The organism is Kitasatospora sp. NPDC048194 (assembly GCF_043202455.1).
GTDB lineage: Bacteria > Actinomycetota > Actinomycetes > Streptomycetales > Streptomycetaceae > Kitasatospora.
In genome coordinates, this window is sequence record NZ_JBIDAK010000002.1 from 327,154 (window position 1) to 352,407 (window position 25,254).

The 25,254-nt window shown below is 74.6% G+C and carries 22 protein-coding genes and 1 pseudogene; 9 read left to right on the forward strand and 14 right to left on the reverse strand.

Annotated features, from left to right (window positions below; translation table 11 throughout):
- Positions 1 to 88 precede the first annotated feature (88 nt).
- Positions 89 to 304 (reverse strand): hypothetical protein, encoded by a 216-nt coding sequence (locus ACGF07_RS04030; protein ID WP_392895183.1) that lies wholly within the window; start codon positions 302 to 304, stop codon positions 89 to 91.
- A gap of 220 nt (positions 305 to 524) precedes the next feature.
- Positions 525 to 3,176, reverse strand: coding sequence for a hypothetical protein (locus ACGF07_RS04035; RefSeq protein WP_392895185.1), 2,652 nt, complete (start codon positions 3,174 to 3,176; stop codon positions 525 to 527).
- 288 nt (positions 3,177 to 3,464) lie between these two features.
- On the opposite strand from ACGF07_RS04035, the gene ACGF07_RS04040 reads away from it, so the two are divergent.
- A complete protein-coding gene (locus ACGF07_RS04040) occupies positions 3,465 to 4,205 on the forward strand; it encodes an NUDIX hydrolase (RefSeq protein ID WP_392895187.1) in 741 nt (246 codons plus the stop codon).
- 1,350 nt (positions 4,206 to 5,555) lie between these two features.
- Positions 5,556 to 6,359 (forward strand): annotated as a pseudogene (locus ACGF07_RS04045) (IS5 family transposase).
- 112 nt (positions 6,360 to 6,471) lie between these two features.
- On the opposite strand, the gene ACGF07_RS04050 reads toward ACGF07_RS04045, so the two are convergent.
- Positions 6,472 to 6,897 carry a transposase gene (locus ACGF07_RS04050; protein WP_392895189.1) on the reverse strand — a complete coding sequence of 142 codons (426 nt, stop codon included), beginning with the start codon at positions 6,895 to 6,897 and terminating at the stop codon, positions 6,472 to 6,474.
- Between the two features lie 85 nt (positions 6,898 to 6,982).
- Complete coding sequence (locus ACGF07_RS04055) at positions 6,983 to 7,618, reverse strand: flavin reductase family protein (RefSeq protein ID WP_392895192.1); 636 nt, start codon at positions 7,616 to 7,618, stop codon at positions 6,983 to 6,985.
- 1,485 nt (positions 7,619 to 9,103) lie between these two features.
- On the opposite strand from ACGF07_RS04055, the gene ACGF07_RS04060 reads away from it, so the two are divergent.
- Complete coding sequence (locus ACGF07_RS04060; RefSeq protein WP_392895194.1) at positions 9,104 to 9,247, forward strand: hypothetical protein; 144 nt, start codon at positions 9,104 to 9,106, stop codon at positions 9,245 to 9,247.
- Positions 9,248 to 10,024: 777 nt separating this feature from the next.
- Here ACGF07_RS04060 and ACGF07_RS04065 read toward each other — a convergent pair.
- From ACGF07_RS04065 to ACGF07_RS04080, 4 genes are all read right to left on the reverse strand, one after another.
- Complete coding sequence (locus ACGF07_RS04065) at positions 10,025 to 10,657, reverse strand: carbonic anhydrase (protein WP_392895197.1); 633 nt, start codon at positions 10,655 to 10,657, stop codon at positions 10,025 to 10,027.
- A 229-nt stretch (positions 10,658 to 10,886) separates the two neighbouring features.
- Positions 10,887 to 11,423 (reverse strand): SpoIIE family protein phosphatase, encoded by a 537-nt coding sequence (locus ACGF07_RS04070; protein ID WP_392895199.1) that lies wholly within the window; start codon positions 11,421 to 11,423, stop codon positions 10,887 to 10,889.
- Positions 11,360 to 11,764 (reverse strand): hypothetical protein, encoded by a 405-nt coding sequence (locus ACGF07_RS04075; protein WP_392895202.1) that lies wholly within the window; start codon positions 11,762 to 11,764, stop codon positions 11,360 to 11,362. The genes ACGF07_RS04070 and ACGF07_RS04075 overlap by 64 nt, the downstream gene beginning before the upstream one ends.
- 491 nt (positions 11,765 to 12,255) lie before the next feature.
- Positions 12,256 to 12,402, reverse strand: coding sequence for a hypothetical protein (locus ACGF07_RS04080; RefSeq protein ID WP_392895204.1), 147 nt, complete (start codon positions 12,400 to 12,402; stop codon positions 12,256 to 12,258).
- Between the two features lie 438 nt (positions 12,403 to 12,840).
- Here ACGF07_RS04080 and ACGF07_RS04085 point away from each other — a divergent pair, with 438 nt between their 5' ends.
- Together ACGF07_RS04085 and ACGF07_RS04090 are read left to right on the forward strand one after the other, a co-directional pair.
- Positions 12,841 to 13,221, forward strand: a complete 381-nt coding sequence (locus ACGF07_RS04085; RefSeq protein WP_350745192.1) for a helix-turn-helix transcriptional regulator — start codon at positions 12,841 to 12,843, stop codon at positions 13,219 to 13,221.
- Positions 13,222 to 13,226: 5 nt separating this feature from the next.
- The gene (locus ACGF07_RS04090; protein WP_350745195.1) at positions 13,227 to 13,652 is read left to right on the forward strand and encodes a VOC family protein; all 426 of its coding nucleotides are present in this window, start codon (positions 13,227 to 13,229) and stop codon (positions 13,650 to 13,652) included.
- Between the two features lie 197 nt (positions 13,653 to 13,849).
- On the opposite strand, the gene ACGF07_RS04095 is transcribed toward ACGF07_RS04090, so the two are convergent.
- From ACGF07_RS04095 to ACGF07_RS04105, 3 genes are all read right to left on the reverse strand, one after another.
- Complete coding sequence (locus tag ACGF07_RS04095) at positions 13,850 to 14,884, reverse strand: FAD-dependent monooxygenase (RefSeq protein ID WP_392895207.1); 1,035 nt, start codon at positions 14,882 to 14,884, stop codon at positions 13,850 to 13,852.
- A 783-nt stretch (positions 14,885 to 15,667) separates the two neighbouring features.
- A complete protein-coding gene (locus ACGF07_RS04100) occupies positions 15,668 to 16,528 on the reverse strand; it encodes a BPL-N domain-containing protein (RefSeq protein ID WP_392895210.1) in 861 nt (286 codons plus the stop codon).
- 312 nt (positions 16,529 to 16,840) lie between these two features.
- Positions 16,841 to 17,635, reverse strand: a complete 795-nt coding sequence (locus tag ACGF07_RS04105; RefSeq protein ID WP_392895212.1) for an NAD(P)-dependent oxidoreductase — start codon at positions 17,633 to 17,635, stop codon at positions 16,841 to 16,843.
- 65 nt (positions 17,636 to 17,700) lie between these two features.
- Between ACGF07_RS04105 and ACGF07_RS04110 the strand changes: the two genes are divergently transcribed.
- The 3 genes from ACGF07_RS04110 to ACGF07_RS04120 all read left to right on the forward strand — a co-directional run bounded on the left by ACGF07_RS04110 (position 17,701) and on the right by ACGF07_RS04120 (position 20,139).
- Positions 17,701 to 18,729, forward strand: coding sequence for a LysR family transcriptional regulator (locus tag ACGF07_RS04110; RefSeq protein WP_392895215.1), 1,029 nt, complete (start codon positions 17,701 to 17,703; stop codon positions 18,727 to 18,729).
- A gap of 135 nt (positions 18,730 to 18,864) precedes the next feature.
- A complete protein-coding gene (locus ACGF07_RS04115; protein ID WP_392895218.1) occupies positions 18,865 to 19,425 on the forward strand; it encodes a DinB family protein in 561 nt (186 codons plus the stop codon).
- 147 nt (positions 19,426 to 19,572) lie between these two features.
- Positions 19,573 to 20,139 (forward strand): cupin domain-containing protein, encoded by a 567-nt coding sequence (locus tag ACGF07_RS04120; RefSeq protein ID WP_392895220.1) that lies wholly within the window; start codon positions 19,573 to 19,575, stop codon positions 20,137 to 20,139.
- A gap of 514 nt (positions 20,140 to 20,653) precedes the next feature.
- On the opposite strand, the gene ACGF07_RS04125 is transcribed toward ACGF07_RS04120, so the two are convergent.
- The 3 genes from ACGF07_RS04125 to ACGF07_RS04135 all read right to left on the reverse strand — a co-directional run bounded on the left by ACGF07_RS04125 (position 20,654) and on the right by ACGF07_RS04135 (position 23,307).
- A complete protein-coding gene (locus tag ACGF07_RS04125) occupies positions 20,654 to 22,270 on the reverse strand; it encodes an MAB_1171c family putative transporter (RefSeq protein ID WP_392895223.1) in 1,617 nt (538 codons plus the stop codon).
- The gene (locus ACGF07_RS04130) at positions 22,267 to 22,818 is read right to left on the reverse strand and encodes a ParH-like protein (protein WP_392895225.1); all 552 of its coding nucleotides are present in this window, start codon (positions 22,816 to 22,818) and stop codon (positions 22,267 to 22,269) included. The genes ACGF07_RS04125 and ACGF07_RS04130 overlap by 4 nt, the downstream gene beginning before the upstream one ends.
- A gap of 120 nt (positions 22,819 to 22,938) precedes the next feature.
- Positions 22,939 to 23,307 (reverse strand): XRE family transcriptional regulator, encoded by a 369-nt coding sequence (locus ACGF07_RS04135; RefSeq protein WP_392895228.1) that lies wholly within the window; start codon positions 23,305 to 23,307, stop codon positions 22,939 to 22,941.
- 818 nt (positions 23,308 to 24,125) lie between these two features.
- Between ACGF07_RS04135 and ACGF07_RS04140 the strand changes: the two genes are divergently transcribed.
- Positions 24,126 to 25,133, forward strand: coding sequence for an aldo/keto reductase (locus tag ACGF07_RS04140; RefSeq protein ID WP_392895230.1), 1,008 nt, complete (start codon positions 24,126 to 24,128; stop codon positions 25,131 to 25,133).
- The last annotated feature ends 121 nt before the right edge of the window (positions 25,134 to 25,254 follow it).

Genomic DNA, 25,254 nt, shown 5'->3' on the forward strand with positions numbered 1-25,254 from the left:
AGCACCTGGGAGTTCGGCTGCCAGGGACAGGTTGAGTGGAGTCGGCGCCCTGGCGGACGCGGTCGGCGGGCCCAGAGGTTGCGGGAGGTCACACGCCCCGCGACGACACAGCCTTGTTGAGCCAGACGGAGTGGCCGCTTCCGGAGCCGTTGGTGTGGGCGGTGTCGACGGTCAGCACCGGGGCCATGGCCTCCATCAGGACGCCGGGACCGTCCAGGGCGCCGCCGGGAAGGACCGTTCCGGTGTTGCCCGAAGTCCTGGCCGAGCGGCGAACGGCCGGTGAGCGTGGTCCGTGTCGACGCATAGCGGCTCGCCTCGCCTTCCGCTTCGGCCCGCCGGTGGGCGGTGCTGTCGAGGGGCGGAATCGGAGGCCCACTCGCCCGTACTGCGCGGTTCCGCTCCGTATACACAGAAGTATAGGAAGGCGGGACGCGCCGGGCCATCGGGTGGTCGGGGGTGAGAGCCCACCGGCAGAGCCGGCCCGGACCCGGGGTTCGGCGGGTGGTTCACACGGGCCGGCCGGTTCAGACCTCGATGCGCAGGGTGCTCCGCATGACCTGGACCTGGTACGGGCGGCTGAGTGAAAGCAGGTAGCACAGGTCGAGTTCCCGGGTGGCCGGGTTCCAGGTGGTGAACCGTCTGAGCGGGTAGGCGCCGTACGACCAGCCCTGGCTGGGATCGGGTGGCGGGTCCTTCTCGTGAATCCGGTCCATGCCGGGGTGGTGCATGTAGGAGCCGTAGGCCTTCGGCTGGGAGGGGTAGTCGACGTTCGGGTCGAAGACGGGGACGTCCTCGGCGGTGGCCAACTCCCAGGGGGTCGCGGCGAGTCGAGCGACGATCGGGCGGGCCCGGGGATCGTCACCGCCCGGTACGGGATCCTTGTCGGAGGCGTTGGTCAGCAGGAGCAGCCAGCGTTGGAGCTCGTCGAGCCACATGAGTCCGATCGAGGTGTACTCGTCGTGGAACCACAGGTTCTTGGCCTGTCCGGCATCGGGTGACCACGGCGTGGGCGAAGCACCGGTGTAGTACATGGTGTCCTGTAGGCGCGGACGTGAACCGGCGAGGAGCGGTATCCAGGCCAGGCGGAAGTCCCCGCCGTGGTCGGCCCGCCAGCCGAAGCCGAGGATCACCAGACCGCTCTGGGCAGCGGTCGGCGGCAGGCCCGGCACGACGCTCTTGTTCACCAGCTGCGGCACCGCGCCGAAGAAGCGGTCCTCGCGATAGGTGTAGACCAGTCCGCTGCACCGGACGCAGAACCGCCAGCCGCTCTGGTGGTTCGCGTCGTCGGGAGGCGCATCGGGCGTGTCGAAGAAGGGCACGTGCAACTCGGGGCCGACGGGCCGGTGGTGGCCGTCCCCGGCCGGGCACAGGTCGGGAGCGGCCGAGTACCCGGTGAAGACGGCCGCCGCGCAGTTGCCGCAGCGTTTCCAGGCTCCCTGGGTCCGGAGCCCGGATTCGTCGATCGGCACCGCGTAGGCGGCGGAGCCGACGCCGTCGTGCGGCTGCCGCGTCGCCCAGCACGCTCCCCCCGTCGTGGCGGCCTCACCCGAGAAGAACAGCACCTCGCAGGTGCGGCAGTGCCGCCACCCGGCCTGGCTGATGGGACTCGCACCGAGGTCGTGCGGCAGGATGAACGACAGGCCGAGGACCTGGTGGCTCTGCAGCGCGCCGCCCGGTCCGGTCGGGCACGCTCCGATCCGCGGACTGAAGAGGAACTCGGTGTCGTACGGGCCGGGCTTCGACGGATCGGCCTTGCTGACCAGATAGGTGCCGAGCGTGGGATTGCCCGGTCGCAGGTGCTCCGAGTACTGCGGGGCGGAGATGTTGACGAAGGCGTAGGCGCGGCCGTCATGGCTGAAGGGGCCTCCGGGCCTCTCCAGGCTCTTGGTGATGCCCACGGGGTCGGTGGCGCGCATCGGATCGAAGTTCGACGGATCCCGCATGACGGGGTGCAGCCGGAACCCTCCTGCCGTCGACCGCGGGCAGGTCCCCGGCGTCTTCGCACCGGTCCACAGCAGTCCGTGGCACCGGGAGCAGAAGTGCCAGTCGGGCTGGCCGGAGTCGGCGGCGGCGCCTTGTTCACGGCTGGGCAGATAGAAGATCCAGCTGCCGGGGGGAGGACTGTGCTCTCCCCCGCCCGGGCAGACCGTACCGTCGGTGGCGCCGTGCGGAGCCCAGAAGAGTCCGTGGCAGTTGCCGCAGTAGCGCCAGTCGGGTTGACCGGTGGCGTCGGTGGCACCCTGCACGTTGTTCGGCAGGACGAAGTTCCAGCCTGCCGGGACGTGTTCGCCATCGAGCGGGCACCTGCTTCCCGTGGCGGACTCGTGGGGCGCGAAGAACAGCCCGTTGCACTTCGCGCAGTAGCGCCAGTCGGGCTGCCCGGTCGTGTCGGTGGCACCCTGCGTCGTGTTGGGCAGGACGAAGTTCCACCCCTGGGGGTCGTGCTCGACGAGCACGGCCTCGGCCACCCGGGTGTCATCGGTCCAGGCGACCAGGTCTGAGTTGCGCGGGTTCACCGCCGGGCAGATACCGGGGTTCGGGACGCCTCCCGGCTGCCAGAAGAGCCCGTGGCAGGTGGCGCACAGGTGCCAGTCCGGCTGCCCGCTGCTGTCCCGGGCCCCCTGTTCACGGCTGGGCAGACAGAAGATCCACCCGTCCGGCCGGTGCCCGTCCCCGGCAGGACACGCGCCGCCCGGCTCCTCCTGCGGTGCGTGGAACAGCCCGTGGCACTTCCCGCAGTAGCGCCAGTCGGGCTGCCCGGTCGTGTCGGTGGCGCCCTGCATATTGTTCGGCAGGACGAAGTTCCAGCCCGCCGGGACGTGCTCGCCGCCGAACGGGCAGACAGAGCCGGCCGCGCTGTCCTCGGGGGCCCAGAACAGCCCGTTGCACCGTGCGCAGAAGCGCCAGTCGGGCTGTCCCGTCGTGTCGTCGGCTCCCTGGGTCTTGTTCGGCAGGACGAAGTTCCAGCCGATCGTGTGGTGGCCGCCGTTGTCGGACGTGGCGACGTCACCGAAGTAGACGTACAGTCTGCCCTCGTGTTCGGTGGTGGGTCCCTCGTCCACACCCACGACGTTCCAGCCGCTGGTGAGGTTCATCATGGGCCAGTCCTGAGGGTCCCGGTCGCCGGTCAGCTGCGCCAGCCGTTTGGTGTCGACGAGGGTGATGTGGTCGGGCATGGCAACCCCTTACCGTGATCTACCTCGCCACAGGGCCACCCGCCAACCAGCGGAAGCACCGCCCGAACGCGCCCCGAATCCCCGAAGGCACTTTTCGGGCTGCCTCTCACGGTCCCGCGCGGACGACGGCTTCGCACCGGCCGGCAGCGTTCCCCCGGCCGTGCCTGTAGCGTCCAACACCTTCAACGATAGCGAGGACGGGGCGCGCCGTTCGCGTCGACGACGCTCCGCCGGGCCGGTTGCGCTCATCGCGGCGAACGGTGCTCCCCGGTCTGCCACGATGGGCAGGTGACCGACTCTGCTGTTGAGTTCTTCGATGGCCGTGCGCTGTGCCTGCTCGAAGTGTCGGCGCCCCCGCTGTCGTCCGAGGAACGGGCAGCCATGGACCGGCTCTGGGAAGAAGCGGTGGCCAGTCGGCCGGTTCTGTTCGACGGCCCGGCCGTGGCCTGCATCGCGGTCGAGGACGCAGGTGATGAGCTGCTGCTGTCTTGGGCCCGGGTCACCTACCGCTACCGTGCGCTACGCCGCCTCGAATCCTGCTCGTGGCTGCCCGCGTCGGTGTTCGTCACCGTCTTGCAACCGGTAGAGGACGGCGGGCTGATCGTCGGGCGCAACTCGGGATCGACCGCGTCCCCGGGCCGGTGGGCGCTGCCCGGCGGATCGGCGGAACCCCCGGCGGAAGCCGGAGCGCTCGACCTGGCTGCCCTGCGGCGCCACGCGGCGCAGGAGCTGGTGGAGGAGGTCGGGGTGACCGCCGACCCCGAGGACATGACGGCGTGGGGCGTCACCCGCGGCGAGTTCGGCAACATCGGCGTCCACTTCGATGCTCCACCGGTCCCGGCCGAGCTGGCACACAAGCACCATGAGGCCCTGGTGGAGGCCGAGGCCGCGCGCGGTGCCGCCGCCGAGCTCGACCAGCTCGCGGTGGTCCGCTCCGCGGCGGACGTCACCGCGCTCGGCCACCACGCGGACTTCCTGCCGCAGGTCGTCACCCGCTACACCGCGGAGCGGACCCTGCGCACCGCCTGACCGCCCCAGCTGGTCCCCATCCGTGGCCGACCGTCGCGTCAGGGGATCTCGGGGTGGACCTCCCACGCGGGTCTCGCCGCTGCCGCTGCACTCGTGGTGTCCCACCACGGTGGTGACGGTCCACAGCGGCCCGGGCTGGCGGTCGACGTGACGGCGCCGGTCGCCGCAGGTTTCGCTGGATCCGGCTTGGAGGAGCTAACAAGGCTCGGACGCGTCGGTAGGCGTCGGAGAGCCCGGAGTCGGGGTGGCCGGGGAGTCGGGGGGTGGCTGGGGGGCGGGGTGGTTGGTGGTGTGGTCGGGTTGGGGGTGGTCCTGGTTTCTGGTGTTTTTCGGGTTCGGGTTGGGGGGTGTCGGCTGTGGATGGCTCGTACGGTTGAGGTCGTCGTCCGTTCGGCGACGTGGACCGCGCATGTGGTCAGGCCCTGTTTGCGCTGTGTGTCTGGTCTTGTGTTTGCCGGGGTTGGTGGTGTGGGGGGCCTGGGGGGGTGTGGGGGTGGTGTGGGGCCGGTAGCCTCGTTTTCGGTGGTTGTGGGGGTCGAACGGGCGGGGTGGGTGGATGGTGGGGCGGCAGCGTGGTTATTGGCGGGAGTCGGATGGGGTGCCTGTTGCTGTGAGTCAGGCGCATATGGTGTGGACTCGGGCGGCTTATCCGGCTTTGGTGGAGGTGGCGCGTCGTTATCACGCGGTGATCACTTACGCGGAGTTGGCGGAGGTGCTTCAGCGGGTTTCGGGGGTGCGTACCAGTGTCAATCAGCGGCATTGGATCAACAAGGTGTTGGCGTTGGTGGTGCGTGAGGCGCATCGGCGTGGGGATCCGCCGTTGACGGCGTTGGTGGTGAATGCCGCTGATGGGATGGTCGGGGCGGGTTACCAGGATGTGCTGGCGGTCGCGGGGGAGCCTGCGATCGTGGATGAGGCGGATCGTGAACTCCATGCTGCTGCGGCCCGTTTGGCGTGTTATCGGCATTTCGGTGCGGATCTGCCGGCTGACGGTGGTGTCCCGGCTCTGGTGCCGCGGGCGGCGACCACTGCCGCGGGCCGCAGGGGTGCGGCGGCGGGTAGGGGTGGGGCGGCGGGTAGGGGTGGGGCGGCGGCTGCTGCGGCGCGTTTGCCGGTGGTCTGTCCGAGGTGTTTCCTTGAGTTGCCGGCGACGCGGGTGTGTGATTCCTGCGGTGGGAGTGTCCTGTAACCCCCTGGTGGGTGTGCCGCCCGGTTGCCGTTGCCGTCCGGTGCCGTCCGGTGCTATCCGGTTGTGGTCCGGGTGGCGTCCGGTTGTCGTCCGGTTGTTGGTGGGGTTTTGAGGGGCTGACAGGGCTGCGTGGCGCCCATGTCTGTTGGCTCGTCGGCTCGTTGGGTGGGTCGTGGGGGAGGGGTCGCCGTGGCGGGTGTGGGGGCGACTTGTGGGGTCGGATCGCGGCGCTGTTGCCGGGGCGGCAGCAGCGGCTTCGCATGATCGGTCGCCCGCTGTTGGAGGACCGGGGTTGCCGGTAGGGGATCGTGTTTGTGCTGCAGGCAGGGATCCCGTGGGGGTGGCTGCCGTAGGGGCGCGGCTTGGGTTCGGGTATGACGTGCTGGCGCTGCCCTGCGGGGCTGGCACGAGGGCCGGGGTGTGGGGTCGGCTGCACCGGGTGCTGCTGATCGCGCTGCACCGTGCCGGTGGCTGGGCTGGTCGCGGGCGGTGATCGGCGGCTTGCACTGCCAGGCTCGTCGCGGCGGCCCCAAACGGGACCGAGCCCGGTCGATCGCGGCAGGCCGGGCTCGACGTACCACGTTTTGTACGGGCGGCCGGGGCATGCTGCTGGCGGTCATCCTGGCCGGAGGAAACCGGCGCGATGTCACCCAGCTGCTGCCGCTGTTGGACGCGATGCCCCGTATCCACGGGAAGACCGGCCGGCCCCCCGTCGGCCCAGGCAGTTGTTCGCGGACTGGGGCTACGACTTCGACACGTCCCGCCGACTGCTCTGGATGCGGGGTATCAGGCCGGTTATCGCCCGTCGAGAACGGCTCCGGCCTTGGAGCCGTGCGGTGGGTCGTTGAGCGGATCAGCGCTTGGGTCCACGGCGTTGGACGCCTGCGGGTCCGCTGGGATGTCCGCGACGACATCCACGAGGCGAGGCCTTCCTTGAGCTGGCCTGCTGCGTGATCGCCTGCTGACGCGTCCAAGCCTTGTGTCAGCTCCTCTGAGACGGGGCCGAGCCGGGTCGGCCGCGGGGGATCGCGTCCAGGGGCGGCAGCAGCTGGGTGATGTCATGGCGGTTTTGGCCGGTCAAGGTGATGGCCGGCGGCGTGCCGCGGCCGTCCGTGGTTTCATGGCGCTTCGGGCCCGGGCGGGCACGGTCGACCGGGCGCGGTCCCGTTTTGGGCCGCTGTGACGGGCCTGGTGATGCGAGCCGTCGATCACCGCCGGCGACCAGTCCAGTTCGCCGGCGCGGTGCGGTTCGGTCAGCAGCACCTGGTGCAGTCGGTCCCGGGCTCCGGCTTCGTGCCGGTCCCGTAGGCGGCGCCGGCAGGTCATGCCCGAGCCGAAGCCGAGTTCGTGCGGCAGCCGCTTCCACTGGATGCCGGTGTGCAGCACGTACAGGATCCCCTGCGAGCAGCCCTGGTCGTCCAATGGCGGGCGGCCGATCCTGCGAAGCCGCTGCTGCCGTACCGGCAGCAGTGGCTTGATCCGGCCCGACAGGTCGTCCGACACCGACCGCGGCGGTTTCTTCCCGCGGCCTACTCAACGAGCCGATGGTCGAACAGGCATTGGTGCCGTGCGGTTGTGTCAGCTCTTTTTAGGGGGTGGTGGGTAGGCGGGCGGGCATGTTCCAGCCTTCGGCGAGGCGGGAGGGGGTGAGGCGGTGTGTGTTGCCGAAGAATTCGCAGAATTTCATGATGAGTGGGTCCCAGCCGAGGGGGTCGATGTAGTGGTCGGTGCCGGGCAGGATGAGGTGTTCGTCGATGTGGGCGCGGATGACGCTGACTTCGAAGGCGGTGCATCGGGTGTTGCCGGTCAGTGGTGTGGCTGTTTCCAGGCGGCATTCCAGTTGGACGGGGCATTCGGCGGCGCGTGGTGCTTGGACGAGGTCGCCGGGTAGTTCGGTCATGCCGGCTGCGGTGAACTTGTGTCGTTCGTAGCGGTAGCCCTGTGCGCGTTTGGCTTCGCTCAGGTGGGGGTTGGCGCTGAGCAGGGCGAGGGCGTCGACGGCGTCGACTTGTGCGGAGGAGGGCAGGTTGAGTACGCATTCGCCTTCGCGTCGCAGGTTGATGGCGCTTTGGGCGCTGTCGCCCAGGCCCAGTACGCAGGTCTGTCCCAGCCACCATGCGGAGGACATCGGTGCCAGGTTGGCGCTGCCGTCTTCGTTGCGTGAGCCGATCAGTACCACGGGGGTGCCGAAGTAGAGGACTTTGAGATCGGTGACCTTGTGCACGGGAGTCGGGCCGTCCTTGTGTTGCGGGATCAGGGGGGGGAGTGGGAGGGAAGGGTTGCGGAGCACTGACTTTGCCCGCGGCCGGGGGGCGGGTGCTGGCGGGGATCGGACATCCAGTTCGGCCGGCGCACCGGGTACGTGACGCGGCGTGAGATCCGTCCCTTGGCCCTGGTTGCGGGTGGTGGGTGGTGCGTGGGCGGGTGGCGGTCCGGACGGCAGGGGTTCCCACCCTGCGGGGCTGTCTTGTTGGTGAGCGCCTGGCGCAGGCCGGCCGCTGCTTGCGGGTGCGTGCCGCTGTGGTCCGGCCGGTGGTTGGGCACGGCATGAGGTGGACGGGGGAGGGGGGTTCGGGGCAGCATCGGCGTCCTCGCGGTGAGGCGGTGCCGCGGGTCTGTACCTGCGGTGGCTGCGGTACGGCGGTCGTGTGCGCGGGCGAGCGGGTCGCCCTGGCACGCCAAGCCCCGCTCGCCGGAGCCGGCCGTCCTGGCGGCCGCCGAGCACGGCAGGACCGGACGCGACGCCGCCGAGCCGACGATGACCGGCCGCTGGCCCCGGTGGTGCCGCTGCGGCGCGCCTGCGGTGGAACCGCTGACCGGCACCGGGCGGTCCTTGACGGGGCGCCACCGGCCCCTGGCGTGCTGTCCGGTCTTCCGGGTGCGGTGTGGCCTCGCACGGCCGGGGAACGGCCTGTGCCGGGCCTTGGGGCGGCTCCTGATGTAGCTCCCGATGTGGCTCCTGCGGCACCTGCTGATGCAGCTTCCTGATGCCGGCACCCCTGCTCGGCCTCCGAGGGGACATCTGTGCAGCTCGAGGGGACCACCAAGGTCCCGAGTAATTCCGACAACCCTTCCTGCGCGCCCTGTTCTCCTGGTGGTGGGACGGGGGTGGTGCGCTTGCCAGGTCGGGGTGGGCCTGCGGCCGGCTGGGACGTGGCGCTGGGGCGCGGCCGTTTCGGCGGCGCCGTCCAGGTGGCCGCGCGATCGCTCGCCCGGGTCGGTGGTCGCCTGGACGCGCCGCCCACACGTTCCACCGGCGGTGCCCTGCGTGTGCCCTGGTGTGCCGCGCCTGTGGAGCTGCCGGTGGCTGGCTGGGTTCCTTCGCGTGTGGATGTCGTGGATGGTCCGGGTGTGGCGGAGGTGGCCGTGGAGTTGGGGCGGGTGCTGTCGGGGATGTTCGACAGGGCCTCTGGGACTGCCTCGGAGCCGTTTCGGGCCGGTGGCGGGATCGGCGTCGGTCCGCGCCCGGGTCGCCGAGTTGTCGGGTGGTTTCGATCTCGCCGGGGTGCGGCCGGTGGGAGGCAGCGTGCCGGCGGTATGCGTGCCTGGCATGTACTGGCCTGATGTGCGCAGGGGCTTCTCGTCAACTCCGGTGCCGGGATGCCCGGCGGTGCCGCCGTCCACGGGTTCGGGCGCGCCGTGGACGTGGCCTGCGGTCTGCGGTTTCTAGGGCCGGCGGCAGCACTGGCGGCGTGTGCGGCGGCAGGTCATGGACCGCGTCGGCGCCGACCCTGGACTGGATGCCTGCATCCGCCTGCCGTACGAGTTCTTCGCCGAGGCGTTCAGTTACTGGACGGCGAGGAAGCTGAAGGCGTTCACTTTCGGCGACCGCGAGGGGCGGCGAAGGTCCTGAAGGGGTAGTTGACCGGGTGTTCTGAGCGTTACGAGGTCACCGGGCATCCGGTGCTCGACGCCGGCGGCGTCACCGTCTGGCAGGAGTACGGCGGGCGGATGCCGCAGGGGCACTTCTAATGACGGGTGGCACAAGATCGTCCCCGACCCCCGCTACGACGACCTGCTCCCGCTGGCGCGGCGGAACCCGCAGCCCACCGACGACGACCTCGACGACGACCTCGACGACGACCTCGACGACGACCTGGACGACGACCTGGACGGTGATCTGGGCGGCGGTGGCCCGGGCAGCGGCAGCAGCTGTGGCGGTGGTGGGGGTGGCACTGTCCGTCTCGAGGCGCTGGCCATGCTGGTGGACGTGCAGCGCAGGACGCGCGGGCGCGGCACGGGCCGGTGAACGGCCCTGCGCCGCTCCGCCCCCCGGCCCCGCCCGGCCCGCCGCGCCCCCCGGGGGGCCCACCGGAGACGGCAGGGCTGGGGGTGGCGCGCTGTCGGCGGGGCCGGTCGGTGAGCGGCTCGGCCCCGCCCAGCCCTGCCGCGCCGCTCCGCCCCCCCGGGCCCACCGGGGGCGGCGTGCCGTCGGCGGGGTCGGTCGGTGAGCGGCTCGAGCCTGCCGGGCCCTGCCGCGCCCGCCGTCCCTGGGGCTCACCGGGGGTGGCGTGCTGTTGGCGGGGTCGGTCGGTGAGCGGGCTGGCGCTGCGGGGCGCTGCCGTGCCCGCCGCTCCGCGGGGCTTACCGGGGGTGGCGGGGCGGGGGTGTGGCAGGGGGTGGGGGTGGGTTAGTTGAGGCCGCGGGTGGCGATGGTGCGGGCGTGGCCGTCGTGGAGGCGGTAGGACAGGCCTACGACGGCTGCTCGGCCTTCGGTCACGCGTGCTGCCAGTGTTTGGGAGCGTTCGAGGAGGAGGTCGACGGTTTGGCGGATGTGTTCGTCGACGATGGCGTCTCGGTCTTCGATGCCTGCTGCTCGGGCGGACAGGACGCTGGGGGTGACGCGTTCGACGACGTCGCGTACGAAGCCGCCGGGCAGGCGTCCTTGTTCCAGGGATTCCACGGCCGCGGCCACGGCTCCGCAGGAGTCGTGGCCCAGGACCACGACCAGGGGGCAGCCCAGGACTTCGACTCCGTATTCGATGCTGCCCAGTGCTTCGGCGCCGGTGACGTGGCCGGCGGTGCGGACCACGAACAGGTCGCCCAGTCCGCGGTCGAAGATGATCTCGGCGGCGAGTCGGGAGTCCGAGCAGCCGAACAGCACGGCGAAGGGCTTTTGTGCGGGTGCGAGTGCGGCTCGGCGTCCGGCGTCCTGGTTGGGGTGCTCGGGGCTGCCGGCGACGAAACGGGCGTTGCCCTCCAACATCACCCGCAGCGCCTCGGCGGGATCGGACACCGGTTCGGTTATGGGAGTGGAGATCATGCCTGTCACCCTAGATCGCCGTCGAGTGGCTCCGCAGCCGGGGGCGTCTTCGTCCGGGTCGGTGCGAGGGCTGTGACGTCGTCGCGGTTGCGTCTTTTGTTCCGCTGCCGGGCTCCTCGTTCCGGTGCTTCGGGGAGGGCGGTGGCCGGTTGGGCGGCGAGGTGGGTCGGTGCTGGCTGGGCGGGGTGGAAGGCGCTGTGGGTGTCCTGGGCTTCGGTGGTGCCGTCGGTCAGCGGGACCGGTACGGCGTCTGCGTGCCGTGGGGCAGGACCGGTACGGCGTCTGCGTGCCATGGGAGACGCTCCTCGGTGCGCGGTTGGCCGCTCGGTGCCGCAAGGCCCGGGGGGATGCCCGCGCGCAGGCCGACCGCCTGGACTCGTCCGTCGTCGTGGTGCGGGGAGGGCGTGGGGTGTCCGCAGTTGTCGGCCGCTATCTGCGGGCCGTCCTGCACGCGCGGCACTGTCGCGGTGACGAAGCGCTCCCTCTGCCCGGTCTGGACGGGGTAGGTGTTGTAGCGTTCCTCGGCCGCGTTCAGTGCCGGGGCGACGTTCGCCGGCCGGGTCTCGCGGGAGACCGCTTCCCGGACGGCGCCCAGCGCGGCGACGCCGGTGCCGATCGCGGGCAGGCCCTTGCCCGGTACGTCCCCGGCCGGGGCCCGGGTGCCGTGCGGGGTGTGCGCGATGTCGTACAGGTCCCCGCCGATCAGGGCGTGGCGTCCTGCTCCTCCGGCCGGTGCACCCCGAACAGTTCCACCTGTGCGGTGCACGTCGGCAGGGGGCGCAGCAGCTGCCGCTGCAGGGCCACCGCGCTGTGACGTGCCCGGGACAGCTCCCGCGCGCGGCGCACCCGCCGTGCGCACCGTGCCACCAGCGCGGTCTGCGCGGCGACCACGGCCCCCAGGGTCCCCAGCGGCGCCGGCAGGTCGGGAGGCGGGTGCAGCACCGAGTGGACCACCACCACTCCCGTCACCCACACCGACACGGCCACCGTCTGCGCGACCGTGCCCAGCCCCGCCGGCAATGCCGGCGGGAACACCAGCAGCAGCAGGCGGGAACTGCTCCCACTGGCCGCCTGTCCCGGCAGTACCGCGCCGGTGGCCGCGAGCACCCCCACCACTACCGCCCCGCCGCCCGGGGCACGCCGCCCCGCCCCGCCCGGTCCGTCCCGCCCGGTCCGTCCCGCCCGCCCCGTCCACCCCGGCAGGAACACCAGCACAGGAACACCAGCAGCAGCAGGCGGGAGCTGCTCCCACTGGCGGCCTGCCCCAGCAGCACCGCGCCGGTGGCCGCGAGCACTCCCACCGCCACCGCCCCGCCGCCGGGAGCACGCCGCTCCGCCCCACCCCCCGGCCACGCCGTCCGCCACCTGGTCCACCTCGGCCACGCCGGCCGCCCGGTTCACGCCGGCCGCCCGGTCCGCCTGGTCCGGCCCGCCTGCCCCGTCCACCCCGGCAGGAACACCAGCAGCAGCAGGCGGGACCTGCTCCCACTGGCCGCCTGTCCCAGCAGTACCGCGCCGGTGGCCGCGAGCACCCCCACTGCCACCGCCCCGCCGCCGGGAGAACGCCGCCCCACCACCGCCCATCCCGGCCGCCCGGTTCACGCCGTCCGCCCGGTCCGCCTGGTCCGGCCCGCCTGCCCCGTCCACCCCGGCAGGAACACCAGCAGCAGCAGGCGGGAGCTGCTCCCACTGGCGGCCTGCCCCGGCAGTACCGCGCCGGTGGCCGTGAGCACTCCCAGTGCCACCGCGCCACCCCCACCGCCCCACCACCGCTCACCCCGTCCAGGCCGTCCAGGCCGCCCACCCCGGCCACGCCCCGTCCGCCCCGGCCACGCCGCCCGTCCGCCCGCCCCGCCCGGTCCGTTCCGCCCGCTCCGTCCACGCCGTACGCCCGGTTCACGCCGTCCGCCGGTCCGTCTGGTCCGCCTGGTCCGCCTGGTCCGGCCCGTCCGCCTGGTTCACGCCGTCGCCTTCTTGTCCGTTGCCCGGTGGTCTTCCTTCAGGGTCCTGGGCGTCACCGTGCACGCGGTAACGCCGGTGTGCCGCGCGGGGGAGGACGGCGTCCGTGGGTGTCAGTGGGTACCGTGGCGGGTGTGTCCTTCCCGCCGCCCTCCGCTTCCTCCGCCCGCCCGCCACGGGTGTCGCTGGCTGACCTGGCCCGTCTGCGTCGTGCCCGTGACCGGATGGACCGCGACTACGACCAGCCGCTGGATGTGCCCCAGCTGGCCCGGACCGCGTTGATGTCGCCCGGCCACTTCTCCCGCAGCTTCCGTGCCGCCTACGGGGAGACCCCCTACAGCTATCTCATGACCCGCCGGATCGAGCGTGCCAAGGCGTTGCTGCGGCGCGGGGATCTGAGCGTCACCGAGGTGTGCATGGCGGTGGGCTGCACCTCGCTGGGCTCCTTCAGCACCCGCTTCACCGAACTGGTCGGCGAAAGCCCCAGCGCCTACCGCGCCCGCGACCACCGCGACGGAGAGCCCATTCCCGCCTGCATCGCCAAGATCCGCACCCGTCCCGTGCGCCGCGCCCAGGCCAAGGACGGGCCCCCTCCCGTAGCGTGAGCGCCATGAGCATCGAACTCGCACAGTGCTTCATCGCCGTCGACGACCACGACGCGGCCCTTGCCTTCTACCGGGACGTCCTGGGCTTCGAGGTACGCAACGACGTCGGCTTCGAGGGGATGCGCTGGGTGACGGTCGGCTCCCCCGACCAGCCCGGCGTGGAGATCGTCCTGGAACCCCCGCTGGCCGACCCCCACGCCTCCGAGGACGACCGCCGCGCCGCCGCCGAACTGCTCGCCAAGGGCCTGCTGCGCGGTGTCATCTTCCGCACCGACGACTGCGACGCCACCTTCGAACGCATCCGCGCCGCCGGCGCCGAAGTGCTCCAGGAACCGATGGACCAGCCCTACGGCGTGCGCGACTGCGCCTTCCGCGACCCGGCGGGCAACATGCTGCGCTTCAACCAGCCGCGCGGCGGCACGGGCGCCTAGTTGGTGCTCTGGCCGTAAAAGGTCCACCGGGTTTGTTGCACCCCTGGCGTGGAGTACTTCTTGCGCTGGCTCTCGATCTCGGCCGGTCGCGGCGGGTCGCGGCCGCGAGCGGTGCTGCCGGCCCAGGGTGGGGTGCGGGCCCGGGTCCTGGGGACCCCGCGGGCTGGCGGGCGGGTGGCCGGGGTGGGGTGGTGGGGTCAGGTGCGGGCGGGCAGTGGGTAGTGGGGCAGGCCGATGTCGCCGGCTTTGGCGAACTGGGCGGCCATCAGGGGGCGTAGCGGCCAGCGGCTCATCCAGCGCAGGGAGGCGGCGCGTAGGCGGATCGTCAGGGCGCTGTGGGGGGCGTAGCCGCTCATCCCGCCGGGTGGCAGTTCCTGGGCGCGGGTGACGTAGGGGCGCATCAGGTCCTCGTAGCGGGTGAACGCGGTGCGGAAGTCGCCTTGGGCGGTGGCGAGTTCCCCGGCGAGCAGGTAGCCGCCGACCAGGGCCAGGCTGGTGCCCAGCCCGGTGAGGGGGCTGGGGCTGTAGCCGGCGTCGCCGAGCAGGGCCACGCGGCCGCGGGTGTAGTGGTCGAGGTGGATCTGGGCGTAGGAGTCGGAGGCGAAGTCCTCGGCGACGGCCATGCCGGCGAGCAGGCGCTCCACCTCCCATCCGGCCCCGGTGAAGCGTTCGGCGAGCAGGCGGCGCTGGGCGGCGCCGTCGTGCCGGTCGGGGGCCGGTGGCGGGCAGCGCAGGCCCAGGGAGGCCTTGACCTCGCCGGGCAGCCGGCCCGGGCGGGCGGCGGCGACCAGCCCGCCGGGGGCGTTGTACATCAGGAACCAGCCGTCCAGGTCGCGGGCGAGGGCCGCGTCGTGCACGGTGAACCAGGCGCTCCAGCCGCCGAGCGGGCGGTAGTGGTCCTTGGGCGGGCCGAAGGCCAGGCGCCGTACGGCGGAGTGCAGGCCGTCGGCGCCGACGACCAGGTGGAAGCGGCGGGCGGGGGCGTTCTCGAAGCGCACGCTGACGCCGTCGGCGTCCTCGTGCAGCGCGGTGACCGTGTCGTCGTACAGGTACTCGACGTCCGCGGTGGCCTGCTGGAGCAGCGCGGCGAGGTCACCGCGCAGGATCTCCACCTCCGAGACGATGCCCTCGCCCCCGAACAGTTCCACGGGCAGCCGGGCGGTCGTTCTGCCGCGCCGGTCGACCATGGCGATGCCGCGCTGCTGTACGCGCAGCGCCCGGGCTTCTTCCATCAGGCCCATCCGCTCGATGACGGTGCGTCCGGCGCCGCGCAGGTCGACGCTCTGCCCGCCCGGGCGCGGGCCCCGGGCGTTCGACGACGACGGGGTGGAAGCCGTGGCGGCGCAGCCAGAAGGCGAGGGCGGGGCCGGCGATGCCGGCGCCGCAGATGAGGATGTCGGTGTTCTCCATGCCGCAACCGTACGCCGTACGCAGCGGCGCAACAAGGCCTGGCAGCAGGCGATATGAGGGTGCCGCACTAGTGCGCCAGGGTGGTGCGGGGGCCGGTGCGCGGGGCGTGGTGGCCGTCGGTGCGGGCTTTCGCGCAGGCCGGCGGCCCCACCCGGGTGCACTAGTGCGGGACCGGGCGGGAGCGCGGGGGCCCGGGGGGCTGCGCCGGGGACGGGCTCGGGGCGCGGGGTCGTGGGCCGGGGGCGGACTCCGGGCGCGGGGTCGCGGGTCAGGCGGGCGGAGGGGCGGGGCCGCGGGTCAGGCGGGCGGAGGGGCGGGGCCGTGGGCCGGGGGCGGACTCGGGGCGCGCGGGGTCGCGGGTCAGGCGGGCGGCTGAGTCGGGGGCCGCGGGTCAGGGGGCGGCTGGGGCAGGGGATCGCGGGTCAGGCGGGCGGCTGAGTCGGGGGCCGCGGGTCAGGGGCGGCTGGGGCAGGGGATCGCGGGTCAGGCGGGCGGCTGGGTCGGGGGCCGCGGGTCAGGGGCGGCTGGGGCAGGGGATCGCGGGTCAGGCGGGCGGCTGGGTCGGGGGCCGCGGGTCAGGGGGCGGCTGGGTCGGGGATCTCGGGTCAGGGGGTGGGGTGCGGTGAAGTGGCCATCAGGGTGTGCAGGAGGTCCTCGCCCAGGCCCAGTCCGGTGGCCGACTCGTCGGCCAGGCCGTAGTCGCGGTACCACGCCGAGGGCGCCTCCGGGTGGGGGCCGCTGACCGCCACCCGGCCCGCGCCGTAGGCGGCGACCACGGCGGCGGCGCGGCCGTTGGTGTAGCGGGCCAGCACCTGCACGCCCGGCCCCTGCACGTCGAAGTACGGGCCGTCCTGGAAGTACATCCGCAGCCCCCGCCCGCGCCAGTCGACGTCCACCAGGTGGTCCCGCTCGTCGGTGACGGCCGCGCCCGGGGAGCGGATGTACTGGCCGGAATCACCCGGCAGGAGGCCGTAGCCCGGGTCCTCGCCGGCCAGGTAGCCGCCCATGCACAGGCCCAGGTAGCGCCCGCCGCCGCGCACGTAGGCGCGCACGAGCTCCGCGGAGAAGCCCGCGTCGCTTTCGAGCAGGCCCCAGGCGCTGCTCACCTCCTGGCCGTCGGTGCCGCCCGGCTGCACGTACAGGGCGGCGGACGCGAACGCGCCCGGGCCGAAACGCATCCGCTCCTTCGGCCCGATGTAGCGCACCGTGAAACCGTCGTGCTCCAGCATGTCGTACGCCGCCTCCGCGCAGCCCTCGCACGCCGCCGGCCCCCGGTAGACCAGGGCGAGCGGCCCGCGGCCCGACCCCGCGCTCCCGCCCGCCCCGGCACCGCCGCCGCCCGCCGCTGCACCCGCGGCGTCACCGGCCGCCTCCAGCGGCGCCCCGCAGGCCGAGGCCACCAGCACCGCCACCGCCACCGCCAGCGCCGCCGCACCGCGCCGCACCCCGGCCCACCTGACCCGCACCCTGCCGCCCCTCCCCGGACCCCGCGCCCGCACGCCGCCACGACGCTACGGCCCGCCGGCGCCCCGGCGCACACCCGCCCCGCCTGATCGGGTGACATGCCGCCGCGGCACGTTGACCACCCGGCCGCACCGGCGGCCGGAAGCCCGGGGCGGGGCAGGCGTGGGCCGACGTCCGGGAGCCGGGGTGGGGGAGGCGTGGGCCGGGGGCCGGGAGGAGCCGGGGGGCGCGGCGGCGGGCCGGGGCCGGGGGCGGGGCGGCGGGCCGGGGACCGGGGGTCGCGGTGGTGGGCCGGGGGTGGGGTGGGGTGGGGGCTAGCCGCCCTGAAGCGCCGTCACCACCGCCGACAGGTCCCGCTCCGCGATCGAGGGATGGGCCAGCAGCACCTCGCGGGCCGCCGACAGCACCGGCCCGCCCCCGGCCAGCGCCAGGTCCTTCGCGGCCAGGCGCACGGGGAAGTCCGCGTCCGTGCTGCGCGCCCGGGCCACCACCCCCGCGAGCGGCCCGGACGCCAGCGCCTGCACGGCGGCCTCCTGCGGCACACCCAACTCCCGGGCCACCGCCAGCACTTCGCCCACCACCGTGACCGAGGCCACGATCGCGCCGATCACCACCGCCTTCAGCGCCGCCCCCGAGCCCGGGCCGCCGCAGCGCCGTACCCGCCCCAGGTGCTCCAGCACGGGCACGGCGCGCTCCAGGTCGGCGTCCCGCCCGCCCGCGTACACCGTCAGGCTCCCCTCGGCGGCCGGGCCCACACTGCCCATCACCGGGGCGTCCACCAGGGCGACGCCCGGCGGCAGCCCCGCACCCAGCTCGGCCACCGCCCGCGGGCCGACGGAGGACATGTCGATCCACAGCGCGCCCGGGGCCAGCGCGGCCCGGATACGGGCGGCGACCTGCGCCAGGGCCTGCGGGTCGGACAGCATGGTGACCACGACGTCCGCCCCGGCCACCGCCGCGGCCGGGTCCGCCGCCTCGACGAGGCCCTCGGCCCGGCCCGGCGAGCGGTTCCACACCGTCAACGGGTAACCGGCGGCGGCGAGGCGACGGGCCATCGGCCGTCCCATCCGGCCCAGCCCCAGAAAAGCGATCTTCTCCATCGTCTGCATGGCCACCACGCTAGGCAGCCCGCAGCCAGGCGACAAACGAATGTCCGGCATGGTACCCATGCGCAATGGACATGGCTTGGCTGGACGTCTTCCGCACCGTCGCACACCTGGGCTCCTTCACCGCCGCCGGCGAGCGCCTCGGCTTCACCCAGTCCGCGATCTCCCGCCAGATCGCCACCCTGGAAAGCGAGTTGGGCACCCCGCTGTTCGACCGCCTGGCCCGCGGCGTGCGGCTGACCGAACACGGCCGCACCCTGCTCCCGCACGCCGAGGCACTGCTGGAACGCCTGGACACCACCCGCCGCGACCTCGCCGCCCTCACCGACCTGAGCGCCGGACGGCTGCGCGTGGGAGCCTTCGACAGCGCCAACGCCGAACTCGTCCCCCGCGCACTCGCGGCCTTTAACGCCGCCCACCCGCAGGTGGAGATCGGCCTCACCGAAGGACTCTCCGCCCGCCTGCTCGACCAACTCGCCGACGGCGCCATCGACCTCGCCGTCCTCGCCGCCCCCACCACCGCCCCCACCACCGCCCCCGCCCCCGCCCCGGGGGCCGCCCCCGCCTCCGGGGCCGCCTCCGCCTCCGGGGCCGCCTCCGCCCCGGGGGCTGCCTCCGGGGCCGGGCCGGTCCCCGAAACCGCGTGGGACACCGAGCAGTTCGACCTGCGGCCGCTGATGGACGACCCGGTGCTCGTCGCCCTCCCGCGCACCCACCGCCTCGCCCGCCGGCGCCGCCTGCGACTGGCCGAACTCGCCGGCGAACCCTGGATCGCCGCCCGCCGCGACCCCGAGTCCACCCTGCTCGCCGCCTGCCTGCACAGCGGCTTCAAGCCCCGGATCGAGTACACCGTCGGCGCCTGGACCGCCAAACTCGGCCTGGTCGCCGCCGGCATGGGCCCCACCCTCATCCCCTCCCTGGCCGCCCGCGCCGCCCGCCCCGACATCGCCCTGGTGCCCCTGCACCCCCACGACACCCCGGTGCGCCGCGTCCACACCGCCACCCGCCGAGGACAGCGCCCGGCACCGGCGGTCACGGCCTTCCTGCGCCACCTGCGGGAGCAGGCGCGGGAGTTGAGGCCGACCGCGGACAGATGACCGCGGACAGATGACGGCGGCGGACGGCCGGCCGGGCAGACGGGCAGGCGGACGGCCCGGGCGGGGTGGACTGCGGCCGCGGGCGGGCGGTAACCCGGTGGCGCGCGGGCCTGCCCGTAGGTGAGCATGCCGGGCATGAGCGAGCGACCCGAACGATGGACCCAGGCGAGCGTCTACCCCGACATGTGGGCCGATCCGGGCGACGACCCCCGCGACAGCGAGGGCACCGCACCGGACGGCGAACTCGCCACCCTCAAGGAGTACCTGAGGAACTACCGCCTCACCCTGCGGATGAAGTGCGAGGGCCTGGACGCCGCGCAGCTGGCCCGCCGCTCGGTGCCGCCCTCGACGATGTCCCTGCTCGGCCTGGTGCGCCACCTGGCCGAGGTGGAACGCGGCTGGCGCGCCTGGATCAGCGACGGCGAGCCGGAACCCAGGCTGTACGGCGCGCGGGACGCGGACTTCGACGGCGCGGTGCCCGACCCGGCGGTGGTCGAGGCCGCCTGGCGCGACCTCGAACGCGAACAGGCCGTCACCGACGCCGCACTCGCCCGGCACCCCGACCTGGGCACCCGGCTCGGCGCCCGGGGCATCGCGGTGCGCGAGCTGCTGGTCCACCGCGTCGAGGAGTACGCCCGCCACTGCGGGCACGCCGACCTGCTGCGCGAGTGCGTGGACGGCCGGGTGGGCCAGTAGCGAACCAGCCCGCTGGGGCCGTGGCTCGACGCCGGCCCGGGCGGCGCGGGAAGGCGCAGGGCGGGGCGGCGCGGACGGGAATTGACCCACCGAACAGGTACCTGATTGCCCCTGATCGGTGGGTCTTTTCGCGCCTAGCCTGGTCGCATGACGACGACGAACACCCCCGCCGCCCCCGCCGCCGCCCCCGCCCCCGCTCCTGCCGCCGCTCCTGCTGCCGCTCCTGCTCCTGCTGCCGTGCCGGTCCTGGCCCGCGGTGGCACGGCCGAGAGCTGCACCGACCCGAGCGCCACCATGACCCTGCTCGCCGAGACCGGCCCCGGCGAGGGCGGCTTCACCGTCTACCGCTCCGCCTTCGCCCGAGGGGCGGTCGGTGCGCCCGCGCACTTCCACACCCGGGCGTGGGAGCTGTTCTTCGTGATCGGCGGCTCGCTGCGGGTGCTGGTCGGCGAGGAGGTCACCGACCTGGAGGCGGGTGACTGCCTGGCCGTGCCCCCGCGCACCCCGCACGCCTTCGCCGCCGCCCCCGGCGCCGAGGCCGACGTGCTGTTCATGTTCACCACCGGCATGGACCGCTTCGACTACCTGCGTCTGCTCGGTCGCGTCATGCGCGGCGAGAGCGACCCGGGCGAGATCGCCGCCGGCGCCGGGCGCTTCGACAACCACTACGTCGACAGCCCCGCCTGGCGCGCCGCCCTGGCCCAGGGAGCCTGAGCCCGGGCCGCAAGACCCCCGCCCCCCGGCTACAAGGCCGCCCCGCCCTGGCCTCGGCCTGCTCCCGGCTCCGGGCCCGGGGGCTCCGGGGGCGGGGCTCCGGGGGTCGGGGGCGGCTCGACGGGCCGGGACGGGCCGGGTGTGGAACGGTGGAAGACCGGGGGTCCTGGCAGGAGTCGTGACCGTCACGGAAGGAGCCGCCATGTCGTCCAAGCGCCGCCGCAAGAAGAAGGCCCGGGCCAGGCGCGGGGCCAACCACGGCCGCCGCCCCCAGTGCTGAACGGCCGAGAGTGACGACGCCGGCGGTGCCCTTCGCACCGCCGGCGTCATCCATGCTCCGCGAGCGCGCGGCCGACCGCGCCCGAGCCGCTCACCGGGGACGCCGGCGCAGCGCGCGGCAGCGGCCCGCCATGGCGCCCCGGTCCTCGGTGCCGGGCGAGGCGCCCGGGCCGCCACGGACGGGCATCGCAGCCGTAGTGCCGCGGTCACCGCCCGCGCGGGCGGTGACGGCGGTTCACCGCAGTACGTCCTCGGCGGCGCTCGGCCCGTCCGCCCCCGCCCCCGACCCCGACCCCGCCCCCGTCCCGGCTGCGGCCGCGGCTGCGGCTGCGGCCCGGGCCTGGAGGCGGGCTTGGGCGCGGACCTCGGCGACGGCGGGGCAGGTGGCGTAGGCGCGGGCCAGGTGGGCGAGGTGGTCGGCCTCGCCGTCCAGGGCGCGGGGCGCTTGGCGGTCGCGGGCCGGGGGCGCTGGCGCGCCCGCCGGTGCGGTGGCGGGGTGGGGCCGGGTGCCGGCCGCGGCGTGTTCCAGGGCGGCGGCCAGTGCCGCGGCCTCGGCGGTGGCGGCGGCGTGGGCGGGGCAGGACGGCGGGAAGCGGTGGGTGGCGCGCTCCAGCCACCGCTCGGTGCGCGGCTCCGCGTGCCGGCGCAGGATCAGCCGGGCGTCGTGGATCTCGATGATCCGCCGGTAGAGCGCGAACTGCGGGTCCCGCGGGGGCAGCGGCAGCCGGCGGGCCGGGCCGAGGGCGATCTCGGGCAGCACGGTGTGCAGGTCCCGCCACAGCGGGGCGAGCGCCCGGTAGCGGCGGTGGGCGCGCCGCCAGGTGCGCACGGCCCCCGTGGCGGCGGGCCACAGCGTGGTGCCAAGGCCCGCCGCGATCAGCGCCGCGCACAGCGCGCCCAGTACGGCGCACAGCGTGTCCTCGGGGCCGCTCTGGGTGCCGGTGGCGCCCGCGCGCAGCACGTCGTCCAGGCTCCAGGCGTTCCACAGCAGCCCGGCGCCCAGACCGCCGGCGAGCAGCCGCAGCCCGGTTCCCGGCGCTGCGGGCCCGGCGGCGCGCACGCGCCGCAGGAGTTCGCGCAGCAGCGAAGTCAGGCACAGGGCGGTGTGGGCCATGCCGACGGCGGTGTACCCGGCGAGGGCCACCCGCGCGGACGGGGCGGGCGCCACGCTCAGGCTGTCACCGGACAGCCGCGGCGCGGCCACCGCGATCAGCGCCACCCGCGCGCCCACCACCGCGGCCAGCAGCGCCAGCCGGGACCGTACGGCCCGCCGGTCGGGCCGGGCGGCCCGGGTGCCGGCGATGGCCCGTGCCGCAGGCGTGTGTGCGGCGGGAGCCCGCCCGGTGAGGGCCCGCTTGGTGAGGGCCCGCCCGGCGGGAGCCCGCTCGCTGAGGGCCTGCTCGGTGGGAGCCCGCCCGGCGGGAGCCCGTTCGCTGGGGGCCCGCTTGGCGGGGGCCTGCTCGGTGGGAGTGTGTTCGGCGCAGGCGCGGTGGGCGGGGCCGCGTTCGGCCGCGGAGCGTTCGGTGGGGGTGGAGGCGGTGTCGGTGCGCGGGGGGCGGCGCGGCAGCGGTTCGGTGGTGCGCAGCGCCAGCGCGAGCAGCCGGATCGCCGCGGCCGCGCCGTCCCGCAGGGCGTCGCCCAGCACGATCCCCGCCACCGCCAACGCCGGCACGCCCGCGCCCTGCACGGCCGCCACGGTCGGCGGGGCGAGCACCAGCAGGGCGGCACCCAGCAGCGCCGTCCCGTACCAGGTGTAGCGGGCGGCGGCGCGCGGGTTGACCCGGCTGCGGGCGAAGTGGGCGGCGCTGACCACGAAGAACAGCCCGACCGGGTACAGCGCCAGGTCGCTCACGCCCGCCCCGTCCGCGGCCCCTCGACCGACAGCAGCACACCGAGCGCGTCCAGGCCCCCCACAACCCCCGCCGCCCCCACAACCCCCGGCACCCCCGGCACCCCCGGCGCCCCCGGCGACGGCACGGGCCCGCCCGCCGGCCCGGCTGCCGCCTGCGCCCGCGCCGCCCGGCTCAGGACCAGCGAGGCCAGCAACTCCGCCTCGCGTTCCTGCGGCTCGTCGTAACGGGTCCGCCCCAGCACCCGGTTCACCAGCGCGGGGGACAGGTGCGGCAGCAGCACGGCGGCCGGCTCCAACGGCGCCGAACCGGTGTGGTCGAGCATCAGATGGGCGATCTCGTGCACCAGGATGTGCCGGCGGTGCAACGCGCCGGTGTCCGCCGCACAGACGATGTAGTCCGCCTCGTCGGTGGAGACCAGCAACCCGCACGGCACCTGCGGACGGGCCGCCACCTCCAGCACCTCGATCGGCCGCCCGCGCCGCGCGGCCAACTCCTCCAGCAGCACCACCGGATCGAACGGACACGGCAGCTCCAGCCGCTGCGCCATCCGCCGGCAACGCCGCAGCGCCGACCGGTAACCCCGGCCACGCCGCACGCCACCCCACACGCGAAGCTCCCCTCCCAACCGCCGCCCCCCTGGGCGGGCCCGTGCCCCCTTCCCGCCCCCTCAGACGGAAGGGCGCCGGCGTGAGGCGTCCCGGCGGGCGATGACGTCCACCAGCTCACTGACGGTGTCCAGACCCTCCGGCGACAGCCCCACCGCCCGCAGCGCCAGGCTGCGCACCCCCGCGTCACGCAGCGCGCCCAGCAGCGCCAGCTCCTTGGCGATCTCGGCGCCCTGCCGCTCGTCGAAGAAGTAGGCGGGCGGGACCTGGAAGAACTGGGCCAGCGCCTCCAGGTGCCGCTTGGTCGGGTTGTCCCGGCGCCCGGTGCGCAACTGCCACAGGTAGGTGGTGGAGAAGGACTCCCCGGTCGCCTCGCGGCAGGCCCGGGCCACCTCCTCGTTGGTGTACTGCTCCCGGTCCGGGCGGCGCACGGTGTTGAACAGCGCCTCGATCCGGGCCGAGAGCCCGGTCGCCTCCCCGGACCTGCCCGCCTCTCCGGATCCGCTCGTCCCCCCGGACCCGATCGTCCCCCCGGATCCGCTCGTCCCCCCGGACGCGCCGGCTTCCCCCGATGCGCCCGGCTGCCCGGACGCGCCGTGCGCATCCTGCGGCCGTACCCGAACGACGTCCCCCGTCGACTCCGCCATGCCCCACCTTCCTCACCCCGGGCCCTCCGCGTCGCGATCCCGTCGCACGGGCAGGGCCGGCCAGGTCACGATAACCGAACACCATGAGCTGACGTGGACCCGAAGGTACCCGCCATCGATACCAGTTGACCTGCGGGGCGTCGGCCGACACCCCGGGACACGGGCCCGCAGGGCCGTGCCCGACTCCACTGACAGCACCTCACGGAGCTTCCCCTGCAGTCCCCTTGGCGATACCGGCGGGCCCCGACCGCGCGCGGCCACCCGGCGCTCGCCCCGCATCGCCGGTCCCGTTTCTGATCCACTTCCGGGCCGTCCGTCGCCCTCCTCGGGCCGCGGCCCGCGCAGGTGGCGCGCCGTGAGGAGTCCAGGCCGCGGCTCCCTGCTCCCCGCTCCCGGCTCCCGGCTCCCCGCTTCCTGCTCCCGGCTCCCCGCTCCCTGCTCCCCGCTCGCGGCGTCCGGCGCCGGTGCGCAGCGTGCGCATCCGCTCTGTGGGGCCTGCCCCCGGCGCCGGTGCGCAGCGGTGACCCGGGCCGGATGGACGGTCCCGGGGCGGCGCTAAAGTCCCAGGTGAGCACCCCGAACCCGTCCGAGGAGATCCCGCCGTGCCGACCGAGCCCGAGCCCGTCCCCGCCTCCGCCCCCGCCGCCCGTTCGCTGCCCGCGCGTGTGGGCCTGGGCACCGCGGCCGTCGGCCGGCCCGGCTACATCAACCTCGGCCGCGCGGACGACCTGCCCGCCGAGCGCACCGTCGAGGCGTTGCGCGAGCGCACCCACGCCCTCCTCGACGCCGCCTTCGCGGCCGGCGTGCGCTACCTCGACACCGCCCGTTCCTACGGCCGCGCGGAGGAGTTCCTCGCCCAGTGGCTCGCCACGCGGCCCGAGGCGGCGGCCCAGGTGACCGTCGGCAGCAAGTGGGGCTACACCTACACGGCCGGCTGGCGCACCAGCGGGGTCGCCGCCCACGAGGTCAAGGAACACTCGGCGCGGGTGTTCGACCGCCAGATGCGCGAGAGCCGCGCCCTGCTGGGCTCCCACCTGGACGTCTACCTGGTGCACTCCGTCGTGCCCGACAGCCCGGCGCTCACCGACCGCGTCCTGCACGGGCGCCTGGCGGCCCTGGCCGCCGAGGGCGTGCGGGTGGGGCTGTCCACCAGCGGCCCCGCCCAGGGCGACACCGTCCGCCGGGCCCTGGACGTCACGGTGGAGGGCCGGCCGCTGTTCACCGCCGTCCAGGCCACCTGGAACCTGCTGGAGACCTCCGCCGCGCCCGCTCTCGGCGAGGCCCACGCGGCGGGCCGGCTGGTCGTGGTCAAGGAGGCGATGGCCAACGGCCGCCTGGCCGGCCGCAACGCCACCGGGCCGGACACCGCCGCCCTGCGCGCCGTCGCCGCCCGCACGGCCGCCGCGCCCGATGCCCTCGCCCTGGCCGCGGCCGCCGCCCAGCCCTGGGCCGACATCGTTCTGTCCGGCGCCGCCACCCTCGACCAGCTCGCCTCCAACCTGGCGGCGGCCGAGGTATCCCTCACCCCCGAGGACCTGGCGGCCCTGGGCGCGCTGGCCGAGCCCGCCGAAACGTACTGGCGCACCCGGGCCTGCCTGCCCTGGGCCTGACCGGCCGCCCCCGGCCCCCACCCCGGGGCCCCTTTGCCCGGCCGCGCGGCGCAGCAGGACGTCGGCCCGGCCGACTTCCCCGGCGACCGCGCCAGGGCAGGTGTGCCGGTGTGCCGCCGCC